Source organism: Streptosporangium sp. NPDC020145 (genome assembly GCF_040631275.1).
Taxonomy (GTDB): Bacteria; Actinomycetota; Actinomycetes; order Streptosporangiales; family Streptosporangiaceae; genus Streptosporangium.
Genome location: NZ_JBEXZT010000020.1, coordinates 111616 through 125662 on the forward strand (window position 1 = coordinate 111616; position 14047 = coordinate 125662).

Genomic DNA, 14047 nt, shown 5'->3' on the forward strand with positions numbered 1-14047 from the left:
CCTGTTTGGTGGTTATAAGGTCTACGACTATGTCCTAGATGCCAGACAAGGACGTACTCTTGGTAAGAAAACAAGGAAGATCCGTCTTCTTCTGTCGGCGGAGTCGCACCACGGCCCCCCGCAACATGAAGAGGGCAACTATCCATACGGGTGTTCTTCGCACCGGGGGCATTGTCGGCGGTGAACCCGCCCGAGGTGATCTCCGGCTTCGTGGACGGCCCGTTTGATCTTCCCTTCCAGACCCCTCACCAGGGGCTACGTGAGCAGGAGGCCGTACGGCTCCGCAGTCGCCGAGCCGGGACCGCAATGGTTTTCCGGTGGAGTGATCATCACAAGATCGCCCTGCCGGTTTTTCCCTCCGGCTTTACGGAGCGCAACCGGTAAGACGGCTGGAGAGAAGCATTAAGGTAGTGAGCGGCAGGTCTGTCTGCCCCAGTGACACCCACCGACCGCAGGTGACGCTATGGTCATCCGTGGACGGAACCGGACCGATCGAGCGCGTCCTCCCAGCGTGGCCCGGGTTGTCGCAGGCAAAATTTCCATGGTCTCCGAAAGTTACCCACGGTGCGGAGCGAGGACGAATGAACGAGGTATTGTCCGCGTTGATACCCCCGGTGGTCGTCGGCGGGGCCTTCATCTACGGAGTTGTCAAGCTTCTTCGGAGTGAAGCCGCCGGCCGTCGCCCGGCAAAACGACGGGATCAGGTCGAGTCGCAGAACGGTTGATCACTCCCCGGGCTCGCGGGGCGACGAGAATCGCCGGGCTCCTGGAATTGCCGCTCTCCGATTGCGGGTATATGTTTAGCTAGCGAATGAAACAATACTCCGCGAAAGGATTGCGTAGATGGCCAAGCAGATCCAGGAGATACTCATCGACGACCTCGATGGGGGCGAGGCCAATGAGACCGTCGCCTTCGCGATTGACGGCACCAGCTATGAGATTGACCTCAGCGACGTAAACGCGAAGAAGCTCCGCGACTCCCTGTCGCCTTTCGTGCAGAGCGCCCGTCGTTCCGGTGCTCTGGCTCCTCGCCGTCGTCGTGCGGGTGGTACCCGGGCACTCACGAGGGAGAAGAGCGCCGACATCCGGGCGTGGGCCAAGTCCCACGGCCTCAACGTCAGCGAGCGCGGTCGAATCGCCTCCAAGATCGTCGAGCAGTACGAAGCGGCTCACTAGATCGTTGAATCATGCGGTTATGGCGGCCACGGTGGGGTCCGGTGGCGGCCATGACCGCATGACGCGTTTGAGCGGCCGATAAACGTCGTTCGCTTGCGGCGTATCGGGAACATCGCACCCCCCGCAAGTAGTTGGATGGAGGGTGAACGCCCTGCTCTCGGGGAACGTCTTCTGCGTAGAGCGGTCGCCGGGTCGGGGCTACCATGCGGGATGACAGGGCCCGGATATCCCGGACCTGCCTGACCGCTCTGTGAGGAGCGACGAGATGTTCGAGAGGTTCACCGACCGCGCACGGCGGGTTGTCGTCCTGGCCCAAGAAGAGGCCCGGATGCTCAACCACAACTACATCGGTACGGAGCACATTCTTCTTGGCTTGATCCATGAAGGTGAAGGCGTTGCCGCCAAGGCTCTGGAGAGCCTCGGCATCAGTCTTGAAGGTGTGCGTCAGCAGGTCGAGGAGATCATCGGCCAGGGGCAGTCTGCGCCGTCGGGGCACATTCCCTTCACCCCGCGTGCGAAGAAGGTCCTTGAGCTGTCGCTCCGCGAGGCCTTGCAACTGGGACACAACTACATCGGCACCGAGCACATCCTGCTCGGCCTCATCCGTGAGGGCGAGGGTGTCGCCGCACAGGTGCTGGTGAAGCTGGGCGCGGATCTCAACCGCGTCAGGCAGCAGGTCATCCAGTTGCTCCACGGTTACCAGGGCAAGGAGCCGGCCGCCTCGGGCGGTCCGCAGGAGACGGCGCCGTCGACCTCCCTTGTGCTGGACCAGTTCGGCCGCAACCTGACCCAGGCCGCCCGCGAGGGCAAGCTCGACCCGGTCATCGGCCGGGACAAGGAGATCGAGCGGGTCATGCAGGTCCTGTCCCGCAGGACCAAGAACAACCCCGTCCTGGTCGGCGAGCCCGGCGTCGGCAAGACCGCCGTTGTCGAGGGCCTGTCGCAGAAGATCGTCAAGGGCGAGGTTCCGGAGACGCTCAAGGACAAGCAGCTCTACACCCTCGACCTGGGCGCCCTGGTCGCGGGCTCGCGCTACCGCGGTGACTTCGAGGAGCGCCTGAAGAAGGTGCTCAAGGAGATCCGCACCCGCGGCGACATCATCCTGTTCATCGACGAGCTGCACACGCTCGTCGGCGCGGGCGCCGCCGAGGGCGCGATCGACGCCGCCAGCATCCTCAAGCCGATGCTGGCCCGTGGTGAGCTGCAGACCATCGGCGCGACCACGCTCGACGAGTACCGCAAGCACCTGGAGAAGGACGCCGCGCTTGAGCGCCGCTTCCAGCCGATCCAGGTGGCCGAGCCCAGCCTCAGCCACACGATCGAGATCCTCAAGGGCCTGCGCGACCGTTACGAGGCCCACCACCGGGTCTCCATCACCGACGGTGCCCTGGTCGCCGCCGCCCAGCTCGCCGACCGCTACATCAGCGACCGGTTCCTGCCGGACAAGGCGATCGACCTCATCGACGAGGCCGGCTCGCGCATGCGCATCCGCCGTATGACCGCGCCGCCGGACCTGCGTGAGTACGACGAGAAGATCGCCAACGTGCGGCGCGACAAGGAGTCCGCGATCGACGCGCAGGACTTCGAGAAGGCCGCGGCGCTGCGCGACCAGGAGAAGCAGCTCCAGCTCAAGCGGGAACGCCGCGAGAAGGAGTGGAAGGCCGGCGACATGGACGTCGTGGCCGAGGTCACCGAGGAGCTCATCGCCGAGGTCCTGGCCACCGCCACCGGCATCCCGGTCTTCAAGCTCACCGAGGAGGAGTCCCAGCGACTGCTCCGCATGGAGGACGAGCTGCACAAGCGGATCATCGGCCAGGACGACGCCATCAAGGGTCTGTCCCGCTCGATCCGCCGCACCCGCGCCGGTCTGAAGGACCCGCGCCGCCCGGGTGGCTCGTTCATCTTCGCCGGTCCCTCCGGTGTCGGTAAGACGGAGCTGTCCAAGTCGCTCGCCGAGTTCCTCTTCGGGGACGAGGATGCGCTGATCATGCTGGACATGTCCGAGTTCATGGAGAAGCACACCGTCTCCAGGCTGTTCGGTTCGCCTCCCGGCTACGTCGGATACGAGGAGGGCGGTCAGCTCACCGAGAAGGTGCGGCGCAAGCCGTTCTCCGTGGTCCTCTTCGACGAGATCGAGAAGGCGCACCCGGACATCTTCAACTCGCTGCTGCAGATCCTGGAGGACGGTCGCCTGACCGACGCCCAGGGCCGGGTGGTCGACTTCAAGAACACCGTCATCATCATGACGACCAACCTCGGTACCCGTGACATCTCCAAGGGCATCGGGGTCGGGTTCGCGAAGGCCAACGACAACGAGTCCAACTACGACCGGATGAAGGCCAAGGTGCAGGAGGAGCTCAAGCAGCACTTCCGGCCCGAGTTCCTCAACCGTGTCGACGACATCGTGGTCTTCCACCAGCTCACGCCGAAGGAGATCATCAAGATCGTCGATCTGATGCTCGCCCAGGTGGCGCTGCGCCTGAAGGACCGCGACATGGGTCTCGAAGTCTCCGACGACGCCAAGCAGCTGCTGGCCGACCGCGGTTACGACCCGGTGATGGGTGCCCGCCCGCTGCGCCGTACGATCCAGCGCGAGCTGGAGGACACGCTGTCGGAGAAGATCCTGTACGGCGAGCTCCGGCCCGGCCAGATCGTCAAGATCGGCGTCGAGGGCGAGGGTGACAACGCCACCTTCACCTTCGTCGGCGAGGCCGCGCCCACGGACCGCGTCCCGGACTCGGCCGCCGCCATCGCGGAGCCGATCCAGCACTAGGCCGAACGGTTCCCGGGGCTCCATCCCCGAAGGACCGGCAGGTCAGAGAACTGAAGCAGACCCCGTCGTGAGACATCACGGCGGGGTCTGCTCATTTGTTATACAAGGAGGTGTCCTACCACCAAAGGTAGTACTACACTCTGTAGAGTGAGCCTGGCCAAGGCTCACCAAGTGAGCCACACATCGTGCTTTCCGCGGCGAGATCGCCTTCCGGGGTCAGCCGCGCGGCGTACCGGCGAATCACCTGCAGAGGTGACGCGGTGACCGGCCTCCGCGCGGGATGCTCGGCCCACCAGGCGGGTCCCAGGACCACCTGATCGAAAGCACCACACGCTTGGAGGCATCGGATGCGTTTGCGACACCAGGACGGGACTCTCGTTCACCTGTCCTACAACGCGGGCGTCCATCCCGCTGAGGACCTGGAGAACCTGATCGCCCACCTGACCAGGTACGCCGTTCCGGTGCGCAAGCGCCTCGGCGTCGGGCGGATGGGCGTCGGACTCTGGCTCTCCCCGAGCGTGGCCGACCACCTCATCGCCGACCGGATCGAACTGGTCCGCCTGCGCCGTTCCCTGGAGGAGCGCGGCCTGGAGGTCGTCAGCCTCAACGGCACCGGTGGCCGTAACCAGGAGAGCCCCGGCCCCGACTGGGCCAAGCCCGAGCGGTACCGCTACACGATGTCCCTGGCCAAGATCCTGGCCTTCCTGCTCCCGGACGACGTCCAGTTCGGCAGCATCTCCACCATCCCCATCGGCTGGCGCCGTGACTGGCCCGCCGACCTGCACGCCATCGCGGCCCGCCGCCTCGAACGACTCTCCCGCGAACTGCGCGGCCTCTACAGCGTCACCGGCAAGACGGTCAGGGTCGGCTTCGAGCCTTGGCCCGGCTGTGTGCTGGAGACCACCAAGCAGGCCCTCGAACGCGTCTGCGGCATCGACTCCGAGCATCTCGGCGTCTGCCTCGACGCCTGCCACCTCGCGGGCGGCGCGGAGCAGCCGGAGGACGCCCTGCGCGGCCTGGCCGCCGCTGGTGCCCCCGTCGTCAAGCTCGGCCACGTCCACAACCACTTCGGCGACGCCTGCCAGGAGCTCCCCAGCACCCGTTCCGTGCTTGAGGACACCCTCACCGCGATGCTCTCCGGCGCGGTGAACGGCACGGCCCACATCGAGGTCGAAACCCACGGTCTGGCCGTACCGCTGCGCGCCAAGGGCCCCGGCGCCCTGGTCAACATGATCGCCGAGGAACTCGACTGGGCAAGGACGAACCTGACGGCACTGGGCCTGACACTCGCTGCGTAACCTTTTGCGCCGCCTTCGGCGTGTCTCTTTGCGCCGCCTTCGGCGTCACGGGTTCGGGTGCTTCGAGCCGACGCTTTCCCTCGTCGTTCGTCCGCTGCGCTCCCTCACTCCTCAGTCCAAGCGCCGGCGCACCCGAACCGACACCCCTCACACTTGGCACCGGTAAAGCACAGGCAAAACCCCTCACTCCTGGTGTGGGGGGCGTCGGTTTCCTCGGCTCAGGTGGTGGGAGCACCGAGGGCAACAGGCCCAATTTCCTTGGTTCGGGCGTTGGAAGGTGCCGGAACTGCCTTTGGCGCGCATGGGCCGGGTTTCGTGGGGCTCGTGCTGGTTTCAGCTCAGCCATGCGCTCCTTTCCGCGTGGGGGCTTCAGCTGCGGTGGTTGGTTCCGGGTGGGGGTCGCGCGGGTTGCTTCAGCGGGCTGGAGGGCACTGGGCAGACGAAGTCAACGGTTCTTCGGTAGTGATCACGTCGGACCAGGCCGCCATCCTCGGTGCGCACAGCGGGAGCCAGGACGAGGCCAGGGGAAACCCACAGCCCGGTGGGTCTTGCGGCATGGATGGGGGCCCGGGACGGAGTCAGGGAAGGGCCACGGCTCGGCATGGGGAGTGGCGTGGACGGCGGGCGCTGAGGTGTGGAGCCAGGGGAGGTCCACGGCTCGGTTTGGGGAGCTGCGCGTCTGCGGGGTGTGGGCTGGGCGGAGTGTGGCCCGTGAGGCAGAGGGTGGGCTTCAGGGTGAGGGCCGGGGGAAGCGGAGTGTGGCCCGTGAGGCGGATGGTGGGCTTCAGGGGGAGTTCGTGGCCTGGGCGCGGGAGGGTGAAACCGTGTGTGAGTGTGGAGAGGGCACGCCAGGTGAAGGCCGGGAAAGGCTATGTGGAAGAACCGGGAAAACCGATCTGGGTGGTGTGAATTGGAGGAATCCGAGGCGGGTTGAGAAGCGGGCGGTGGTGTGGGCCTATCAGGTCAGGAAAAGTCCTGAAGAAGTAGACGGGTCAGGAAAAAACCGCGGCACGGCCCCGGAATCCCAAGGTGTGAGCCCCGAGAAACCGCGTTGCAAAATCCTCGGAAACTGTAATGGGGGGAAGGGCAGGTCAGCGGAGGTGGAAGACGGCCTTGTGGCTCTTGAGGTCGGGAGTGCGGACCATGGCCACATAGGTTCCGGCCTTGGCGGCGGGGCGATGGGCTGAGCAGTCGCTGCCGGAACGGTGCCGGTTCCAGTCGATCTGCCGGACGTACGGGATGCCCCGGTCGAGCCGGCGGATCTCCTCGGCCTCTCCGCTGACGCAGTCGGCGGACGACCAGATCCGGTCGTCGCCCGAGGTGATGCGGACCTCAAGCGCCCGTGCCCCCACGTCGGCGGTGCACATCACCTTGTTGGTGTTCACCAGCGTGACGATGAACTGGGGTCGGCTGCCCCCGGGGTAGACCTCGCTCCGTCCGCGTATGTCCAGGACCAGGTCGGACGGGTCGCAGGTCTGGCCGGGGCGCCTGATCTGGACCTTGGGCTTCGCCTTGACGACGGCGGCCTTCGGGGAGGGGGTGGCCCCGGGGGACCGTGGGGCGGGAGGCGTCGGGGTGATCGTCACCGCGGGCAGAAGCGCCAGGACCGGATCCGGTGACGGGGACCCGGTGGCCGTGCCGTTCGCCCGGGGGTCGTCGTCCTGTCCGCCTGCCGAGCAGGCCCATGCCACCAGGGCGACCACCATGAGCACACCGAGGAGCGCGACCATCCGCCGCCGCCAGTAGACGTCCACTCCTATATCACTACGGAAAGTGTCCGGATCCATACGCACAGTATGGTGACTCTCCGTGGGCCGTGAAGGGCGACCCGCCGCTCTGGTCGTCGTTTCGGAGGGCGGGGTCCGGCGAAGGCGGCGAAGCACGTCCGGAACGGCACTATCGTCGGAGAGTGCCCGAGTCGAACCTCCTGTTGGAGCCTGTCCTCTCCTGGTACGCCGACAACGCGCGTGACCTTCCATGGCGGGCCGAGGACGCCTCCCCCTGGTCGATCCTGGTCAGCGAGATCATGCTGCAGCAGACTCCGGTGGTCAGGGTGCTTCCCATCTGGACGGAGTGGATGGAGCGCTGGCCGACGCCCGCGGCCCTGGCCAAGGAACCGCCGGGCGAGGCCGTACGGCACTGGGGGCGTCTTGGGTATCCACGGCGTGCCCTCAACCTGCACGCCTGCGCCAGGGTGATCACCGACGAGCACGGCGGGGAGGTGCCCTCCGACCACGCGACGCTGCTGACGTTGCCCGGTATCGGCGAGTACACCGCCGCCGCGGTGGCCAGTTTCGCCTTCCGGGGGCGATACGCCGTGCTGGACACCAACGTGCGCAGGGTCCTCGCGCGAGCCGTGCGGGGGGAGGAGTATCCCCCGAAGGCCACCACGCCCGTCGAGCGCAAGCTCGCCGCCTCGCTGCTGCCCGGGGAGGAGGACGCCCCGGTCTGGGCGGTGGCCGTGATGGAACTCGGCGCCCTGGTCTGTACGGCTCGCGCCCCTCGCTGCGCCGACTGCCCGGTCGTCGGCCTGTGCGCCTGGCGGCTGGCGGGCAAACCGCCCTACGAGGGACCGGCGCGTAAGGGGCAGACCTACGCGGGTACGGACCGTCAGTGCCGGGGGCGGCTGCTGGCCGTACTCCGTCAGGCCCACGAGCCCGTCCCCAAGGACGCTCTCGACGTGGTCTGGGACGACGCCCCGCAGCGGGAGCGCGCGCTGGACGGCCTGGTCGCCGACGGGCTGGCGGAGGTCCTCGACGACGGGACCTACCGTCTTCCCACCTGAGATCGCCGAGGCACGCACCGGCTTGAGGGCCGGTTCGCGGTGGAACCCCGGTAGGGCGGGTCAGACGTAACGTTCCAGGATGGACGACTCGGCCAGGCGGGACAGGCCCTCGCGGATGTGCCGGGCCCTGGCCTCGCCGACGCCGCCGACCTCCTGCAGGTCGCCGATGCTGGCGGCCAGGAGCTTCTGCAGGCTGCCGAACTGGTCGACCAGGCGGTCGACGACCGTCACGGGCAGGCGGGGCACCTTGGCCAGCAGCCGGTAGCCGCGGGGGCTGACCGGGCTCTCCAAGACGTCGGTGCCCGACTGGCCGAGCACGTGCGCGACGGCCGTCAGGTCGAGCAGGCCGTCGGAGGAGAGCTGGTCGAGGTCGTGCAGGGCGTCGGCGAAGCGGCGCGGACGTCGTGCCGAGATGGGGAGGTAGTCGCGCACGATCAGCTCACGGTCGCTCTCGGTCCCGGCGACCAGCTCGTTGAGCTGCAGGGAGAGGAGCCGGCCGTCGGTGCCGAGCTCGACCACGTAGCCGGCGATCTCGTTGGAGATGCGCCGGACCATCTCCAGGCGCTGGGCGACCACGGCCACGTCGCGGACGGTCACCAGGTCTTCGATCTCCAGGGCGGACAGCGTGCCCGAGACCTCGTCGAGCCGGAGTTTGTATCGCTCCAGAGTGGCCAGCGCCTGGTTGGCCTTCGACAGGATCACCGCCGACTCCTCCAGCACATGGCGGATGCCGCCCAGGTAGAGGGCGATGATCCGCATGGACTTGCTGAGGGAGATCACGGGAAGGGACGTCTGCACGGCGACGCGCTGGGCCGTACGGTGCCGGGTGCCCGACTCGTCGGTGGGGATGGACGGATCGGGCATCAGGTGCACCGCGGCTCGGACGATCTTGTGGTCGTCGGAGCTCAGCACGATGGCGCCGTCCATCTTGGCCAGTTCGCGCAGTCGGGTGGCGGAGAACTCGACATCCAGCTCGAATCCGCCGCTGCAGATCGCCTCGACCGTGCTGTCGTAGCCCAGCACGATGAGACCGCCGGTGTGGCCGCGAAGGATGCGTTCCAGGCCGTCGCGCAGCTCGGTGCCCGGCGCGACCGCGGCCAGGACACTTCTGCGGCGTTCGTCGAGTCCTTGTTCGTCGAGTCCTTTGTAGGTGGCTGCCACATGACCCCCGTGGTCCGCGTATAAGGTCTAGCTTACCGGCGAAGGTCCCCCCGAGTCCGGAATCACCGGATCGCCTCTCCTAAGTGACATGAGTAAGGGCGTCCCAGACGTTTTCCGCCTCAACGACATCGAAACCTGGCATGAAGGATGTGCCCCGGCCGCCGACCGGGACCAGGGTGCGGTCGCCGTTGCGCCTTTTGCCCGAGTCGAGGGACCCGGAGGGGACCAGGGCGCGGGTGAAGCCGAGCCTGGCGGCCTCCGACAGGCGGCGCCGTACGTCGCGGACCGGGCGGAGCTCACCGGCCAGGCCGACCTCGCCGAGCACGACCAGGCCGGGGGGCAGCGGTTTGTCCCCGGCGGCGCTGGCGACGGCGAGCATCACCGACAGGTCGACCGCGGGGTCGCTGAGCTTGATGCCGCCGACGGTCGCGGTGAACACGTCGCAGCCGCCGAGCTTGGCGTTGAGCCGCCGTTCGAGCACGGCGAGCACCATCGTCACGCGGTAGGTGTCGAGCCCGGAGGAGGAGCGGCGCGGCTGCTGGGCCTCGGTCCGCGCGACCAGTGCCTGGACCTCGGCGGGCAGCGGGCGGGTGCCCTCAAGGGTGACGGTCACGCACGTGCCGGGGACCGGGTCGTTGCGGTGGGAGACGAACAGGCCACTGGCGTCGGCGATGCCCTCGATGCCGTTCTCGTGCAGGTCGAAGCAGCCGACCTCGTCGACGGGACCGTACCGGTTCTTGATCGCGCGGACCATGCGGAGCCGGGAGTGGCGGTCGCCCTCGAAGTGGAGCACGACGTCGACCAGGTGCTCAAGCGTCCTGGGGCCCGCGATGGAGCCCTCCTTGGTGACGTGGCCGACCAGGACCGTGGACATGCCGCGCTCCTTGGCCAGCCTGATCACGTTTCCCGCGACCTCTCTGACCTGGGTGACACCGCCGGGGACGCCGGTGGCCAGGGTCGAGCCGATCGTCTGCACCGAGTCGACGACGAGCATGTCGGGCTGGACCTTCTCCACATGGGCGACCAGCGCGGCCAGGTCGGTCTCGGCCGCGAGGTAGAGGCGGTCCTGGATCGCGCCGATCCGGTCGGCCCTGAGCCGCACCTGGGAGGCCGACTCCTCACCGGTGATGTAGAGGACGGTCTGCTGACGCGCGATCTTGGCCGCCGCCTCAAGCAGGAGTGTGGACTTGCCGATGCCGGGCTCTCCGGCCAGCAGCACGACCGCGCCGGGGACCAGGCCGCCGCCGAGCACCCGGTCGAGCTCGCCGACCCCGGTGCTGCGGGCCTGCGCGACCTCGGCCTTGACCTCGCCGATCGGGACGGCGGGGGCGGAGACGGCGCCCGCGGAGGCCACGTTGACGCCGCCACGCGCGGTCTCCTCCTCGACCGTGCCCCAGGCCTGGCACTCGCCGCAGCGACCGACCCACTTGGCGGTCTGCCAACCGCACTCACCACAGCGATAGCCGACCCTCTTTGCCATGGCCGCGAGGCTACCGGTCCCGACCGACAACTTCACCCGTCGTGTCCCGGGCGCGGGCGAGGAGGCCGGCCATGTGCAGGCGGTGCTGCGGGTTCTGGGGCGGCTCGGTCCCCGCCTGAGTCGTGGGGTCCTTCCCCGTGGATCACCGGGAAGGGCCCCACGGGCTCAGATGTGGCCTTCGAGCTCGGCCAGGAGCAGGCGCTTGGGCTTGGCGCCGACGACCTGCTTGACGACCTCGCCGTTCTTGTAGAGGTTGAGCGTGGGCAGGCCGAGCACGCCGTACCTGGCGCTGATCTCGGGGTGGTCGTCGGAGTTGATCTTGGCGATCGTGACGCGGTCGCCGTACTCGGCGTCGATCTCGTCGAGGACCGGCGCGATCATGCGGCACGGCGGGCACCACTCGGCCCAGAAGTCGACCAGGACGGGCTTGTCGCTCTCCAGCACCTGTTCTGCGAAGTTCTCCGCGGTCAGGGTGATCATTTCTACTCCCGTTTCGTCAGCACGCATCCGGGGCAGGCCGTGGACAACTGTCCGGCGACCTCGGCCCTTCGGACCAGTAGCGCGCGGATCTCGTCGTCGATCTCGGCCAGCTTGCGCCGGTAGACCTCGACGGACTCGGGACAGTCGGCCCCCGACTCGTGCCCCGCCCGAAGGCAGGCCACGAACGGCTTGGCGTCCTCCAGGGTGAACCCGACCGTGAGCAGCGACCTGATCTCGGTGACGAGCTTGAGATCCGCCTCGCTGTACTCCCGGTAGCCGTTCGCCGTCCGCCGAGCCCTGATCAGCCCCTGCTGCTCGTAGTAACGCAGCGCCCTGGGACTGACCCCGGCCCGTCTGGCGAGCTCCCCGATCCGCATCCGGTCCTCCTTACGGCGCCACGGTAAACGTTGACGTCAGTGTCAGGGTCAAGCCCCGGACCGGGGGAACGCATTCCCGGCGAGGTCAGAACCGCTTCCAGCGCAGGAGGTTGGGGTATTCGAGCTCCACCCCGGACGTCTCCGCGATGGCCCGCGCCGCGACCTCCGGCGTGAACTCGATGCGGAGCACGGCTTCGAGGTCGGTACGGCGCTCGAAGGCCATGCGCAGGTCGAGAGGCTGGGTGTGCCAGCCGTTGCGCCGCCAGAACTCCTCGACGGAGGCGGAGGAGTAGGACGGGAGCGAGGCGCTGAACCAGCGGCCGAAGGCGCCGCGGGTGGCGTCCAGGTCGATGACGAAGGCCGTGCCGCCGCGCCGTACGACCCGGGACAGCTCCTTCAGGCCGGGTTCGCAGCCGGGGCCGAAGAAGTAGGCCCAGCGGGCGACGGCCACGTCGGCCGAGGCGTCGGGGAGCGGCAGGTCCTGGGCGGTTCCCCGGCGCACGTCCACGTTCGGCAGGGAGCGGCAGCGGCGTCTGGCCAGCTCGACCAGGTCGTCGTGCGGCTCGACGCCGACCACCCGGGCGGCCCGCGCGGACAGGGACGGCAGGTGGTAGCCCGTCCCGCAGCCGATGTCCACGACCGTCGCGCCGGTCAGCGGTCTGACGGCGGCCATCGCGGCGTCGGCGACCCCATCGGGATCGACGGCGCGGTTCTCCAGCTCGTAGATCTGCGGGGTGTTCCAGATGTTCGGGCTGGGAATGGCGCCCTTGGCAAACCGCGGCATGCCCCCAACCGTAGCGACGGTGCCCGGGTGATCCGCGCCACGTCAAGCGGGCGATACGCCATCGTTCCCCGAGCGCGCTTAGGCTGGCAACGTGAGTGAGAGAACCGACGGCGGTAGGGGGACCCGCTCACGCGAGCTCTGGCCGGGAGGCGAGGAATCCGTATGAGCGTTACCCGAGCATCCACCGCGAAGATCGCCCTGTCCACGGCGTCGGTGTACCCGGAACGCACCCCTGACGCCTTCGAGCTGGCGGCCCGGCTGGGATACGACGGCGTCGAGATCATGGTCGGCGCCGACCCGGTCAGCCAGGACGTCGACGTGCTCGAACGGCTCAGCGACCACTACCAGCTGCCGATCCTGGCGATCCACGCGCCGTGTCTGCTGGTCACCCAGCGGGTGTGGGGCAAGGACCCGTGGGTCAAGCTCCAGCGGGCGCAGCGGGCCGCGGAGCGGGTCGGCGCCAGGACGGTCGTGGTGCACCCGCCCTTCCGCTGGCAGCGTGACTACGCCCGCGAGTTCGAGGTCGGCCTGGCCAGGATGCGCGAGGAGACCGACGTGGTCTTCGCGGTGGAGAACATGTTCCCGCTGAAGGCCAGGGGCAACGAGGTGGTCCCCTACTCTCCCGGCTGGAACCCGATCGACTACGACTTCCCCCAGGTCACCCTGGACCTGTCGCACACCGCGGTCTCCGGTGTCGACGCCAGGGAGATGTTCAACAAGCTCGGCGACAGGCTGGCCCACCTGCACCTGGCCGACGGGCTCGGGGTGGCCAACAAGGACGAGCACCTGGTCCCCGGGCGGGGCAACCAGCCGTGCGCGGAGATCCTGGAGCGCATGGCGGGCAACGGCTACGACGGCCTCGTCGTGCTGGAGATCAACACGCGCAAGGCGAGCGGCCGTACCGAGCGGATCGACGACCTCGCCGAGGCGCTGGCCTTCGCGCGGCGGCACCTGGCCCCCTCGCACGCGTCGGGGGCGAAGGGCTCGGGAACGGCGGGCTCGAAGGGGTGACCGAGCAGCAGTCCCCCGCGGAACAGGACATCGGGCGGGGCGCGGGCCGTACGGCTCCCGCAGGGCGGAGCGTCAGGCAGGGCGCCGAGCGGGGCACGGAACAGGACACCGGGCGGGACGCGGGCCGTACGGCGGGCGGGCGGCGCCTCGGGCGCAGGCCGGGGTCGGCCGACACGCGTGGGCAGATCCTCGCGGCGGCCCGTGAGACCTTCGCGGAGAAGGGCTTCGACAAGGCGACGGTGCGGGGCATCGCCCGGCGGGCCGAGGTCGATCCGGCGCTGGTCCACCACTACTTCACCAGCAAGGAGGGCATGTTCGTCGCGGCGATGGAGCTGCCGATCGACCCCGAGGACGTGGTCCCCATGCTGCTGGCCGGACCGCGCGAGGAGATGGGGGAGCGGCTGGCCGAGTTCGTGCTGACGATGACCTCGCACGCCCAGGCGCGTCAGCCGTTGCTCGCGCTGGTCCGCACGGCGATGACCAACGAGCAGATGGCCACCCTGATCCGTGAGTTCATGACGCACGCCCTGGTCGACAGGGTGGCGCAGGCGCTGGGCATCCCCCCGATCAGGATGGAGCTGGCCTTCGCCCAGATGTTCGGCGTGGTGCTGGCCCGTTACGTGCTCAGGCTGGAGCCGATCGCCTCGGTCGACGTCAAGGAACTGGTCGGGCTGCTCGCGCCCACGATCCAGGGGTATCTCGACCCCGTGTCCTGATGCGGT

At 68.4% G+C, this 14047-nt stretch carries 12 protein-coding genes; 6 read left to right on the forward strand and 6 right to left on the reverse strand.

Features of this window, described 5'->3' with window-relative positions; genetic code table 11:
* The first annotated feature begins 843 nt into the window (after window positions 1-843).
* The 3 genes from ABZ463_RS29430 (at window position 844) to ABZ463_RS29440 (ending at window position 5247) form a co-directional block, all read left to right on the forward strand.
* On the forward strand, window positions 844-1176 hold the full coding sequence (locus ABZ463_RS29430; RefSeq protein WP_184724583.1) for an Lsr2 family protein: 333 nt from the start codon (window positions 844-846) through the stop codon (window positions 1174-1176).
* A gap of 265 nt (window positions 1177-1441) precedes the next feature.
* Window positions 1442-3949: an ATP-dependent Clp protease ATP-binding subunit gene (locus tag ABZ463_RS29435; RefSeq protein ID WP_352014102.1), complete on the forward strand. Its 2508-nt coding sequence runs from the start codon at window positions 1442-1444 to the stop codon at window positions 3947-3949.
* A gap of 347 nt (window positions 3950-4296) precedes the next feature.
* Window positions 4297-5247: a TIM barrel protein gene (locus ABZ463_RS29440; RefSeq protein WP_352014101.1), complete on the forward strand. Its 951-nt coding sequence runs from the start codon at window positions 4297-4299 to the stop codon at window positions 5245-5247.
* A gap of 1091 nt (window positions 5248-6338) precedes the next feature.
* On the opposite strand, the gene ABZ463_RS29445 is transcribed toward ABZ463_RS29440, so the two are convergent.
* Window positions 6339-7034 carry a hypothetical protein gene (locus ABZ463_RS29445; RefSeq protein ID WP_362781051.1) on the reverse strand — a complete coding sequence of 232 codons (696 nt, stop codon included), beginning with the start codon at window positions 7032-7034 and terminating at the stop codon, window positions 6339-6341.
* Window positions 7035-7156: 122 nt separating this feature from the next.
* Between ABZ463_RS29445 and ABZ463_RS29450 the strand changes: the two genes are divergently transcribed.
* Entirely contained in the window at window positions 7157-8032 is an 876-nt protein-coding gene (locus ABZ463_RS29450; RefSeq protein ID WP_352014099.1) for an A/G-specific adenine glycosylase, read from the forward strand.
* Window positions 8033-8092: 60 nt separating this feature from the next.
* Here ABZ463_RS29450 and disA read toward each other — a convergent pair whose 3' ends face one another.
* The 5 genes from disA to ABZ463_RS29475 all read right to left on the reverse strand — a co-directional run bounded on the left by disA (window position 8093) and on the right by ABZ463_RS29475 (window position 12314).
* Complete coding sequence (gene disA / locus ABZ463_RS29455) at window positions 8093-9193, reverse strand: DNA integrity scanning diadenylate cyclase DisA (protein ID WP_352014098.1); 1101 nt, start codon at window positions 9191-9193, stop codon at window positions 8093-8095.
* A gap of 79 nt (window positions 9194-9272) precedes the next feature.
* Window positions 9273-10673, reverse strand: coding sequence for a DNA repair protein RadA (gene radA / locus ABZ463_RS29460; protein ID WP_352014097.1), 1401 nt, complete (start codon window positions 10671-10673; stop codon window positions 9273-9275).
* A gap of 165 nt (window positions 10674-10838) precedes the next feature.
* Entirely contained in the window at window positions 10839-11153 is a 315-nt protein-coding gene (gene trxA, locus ABZ463_RS29465) for a thioredoxin (RefSeq protein ID WP_352014096.1), read from the reverse strand.
* A 2-nt stretch (window positions 11154-11155) separates the two neighbouring features.
* Window positions 11156-11530: a MerR family transcriptional regulator gene (locus ABZ463_RS29470; protein WP_352014095.1), complete on the reverse strand. Its 375-nt coding sequence runs from the start codon at window positions 11528-11530 to the stop codon at window positions 11156-11158.
* An 85-nt stretch (window positions 11531-11615) separates the two neighbouring features.
* Complete coding sequence (locus ABZ463_RS29475) at window positions 11616-12314, reverse strand: class I SAM-dependent methyltransferase (RefSeq protein ID WP_362781055.1); 699 nt, start codon at window positions 12312-12314, stop codon at window positions 11616-11618.
* 162 nt (window positions 12315-12476) lie between these two features.
* On the opposite strand from ABZ463_RS29475, the gene ABZ463_RS29480 reads away from it, so the two are divergent.
* Together ABZ463_RS29480 and ABZ463_RS29485 are read left to right on the forward strand one after the other, a co-directional pair.
* Entirely contained in the window at window positions 12477-13325 is an 849-nt protein-coding gene (locus ABZ463_RS29480) for a sugar phosphate isomerase/epimerase (RefSeq protein WP_352014093.1), read from the forward strand.
* Window positions 13322-14041 (forward strand): TetR family transcriptional regulator, encoded by a 720-nt coding sequence (locus ABZ463_RS29485; RefSeq protein ID WP_362781058.1) that lies wholly within the window; start codon window positions 13322-13324, stop codon window positions 14039-14041. The genes ABZ463_RS29480 and ABZ463_RS29485 overlap by 4 nt, the downstream gene beginning before the upstream one ends.
* Window positions 14042-14047: the final 6 nt, after the last annotated feature.

Excerpts from the sequence above, each read along its gene's own strand:
- ABZ463_RS29430 (WP_184724583.1), top strand. The coding sequence starts at position 844 with ATGGCCAAGCAGATCCAGGAGATACTCATCGACGACCTCGATGGGGGC.
- ABZ463_RS29435 (WP_352014102.1), top strand. The coding sequence starts at position 1,442 with ATGTTCGAGAGGTTCACCGACCGCGCACGGCGGGTTGTCGTCCTGGCC.
- ABZ463_RS29440 (WP_352014101.1), top strand. The coding sequence starts at position 4,297 with ATGCGTTTGCGACACCAGGACGGGACTCTCGTTCACCTGTCCTACAAC.
- ABZ463_RS29445 (WP_362781051.1), bottom strand. The coding sequence starts at position 7,034 with ATGGATCCGGACACTTTCCGTAGTGATATAGGAGTGGACGTCTACTGG.
- radA (WP_352014097.1), bottom strand. The coding sequence starts at position 10,673 with ATGGCAAAGAGGGTCGGCTATCGCTGTGGTGAGTGCGGTTGGCAGACC.
- trxA (WP_352014096.1), bottom strand. The coding sequence starts at position 11,153 with ATGATCACCCTGACCGCGGAGAACTTCGCAGAACAGGTGCTGGAGAGC.
- ABZ463_RS29470 (WP_352014095.1), bottom strand. The coding sequence starts at position 11,530 with ATGCGGATCGGGGAGCTCGCCAGACGGGCCGGGGTCAGTCCCAGGGCG.
- ABZ463_RS29475 (WP_362781055.1), bottom strand. The coding sequence starts at position 12,314 with ATGCCGCGGTTTGCCAAGGGCGCCATTCCCAGCCCGAACATCTGGAAC.
- ABZ463_RS29480 (WP_352014093.1), top strand. The coding sequence starts at position 12,477 with ATGAGCGTTACCCGAGCATCCACCGCGAAGATCGCCCTGTCCACGGCG.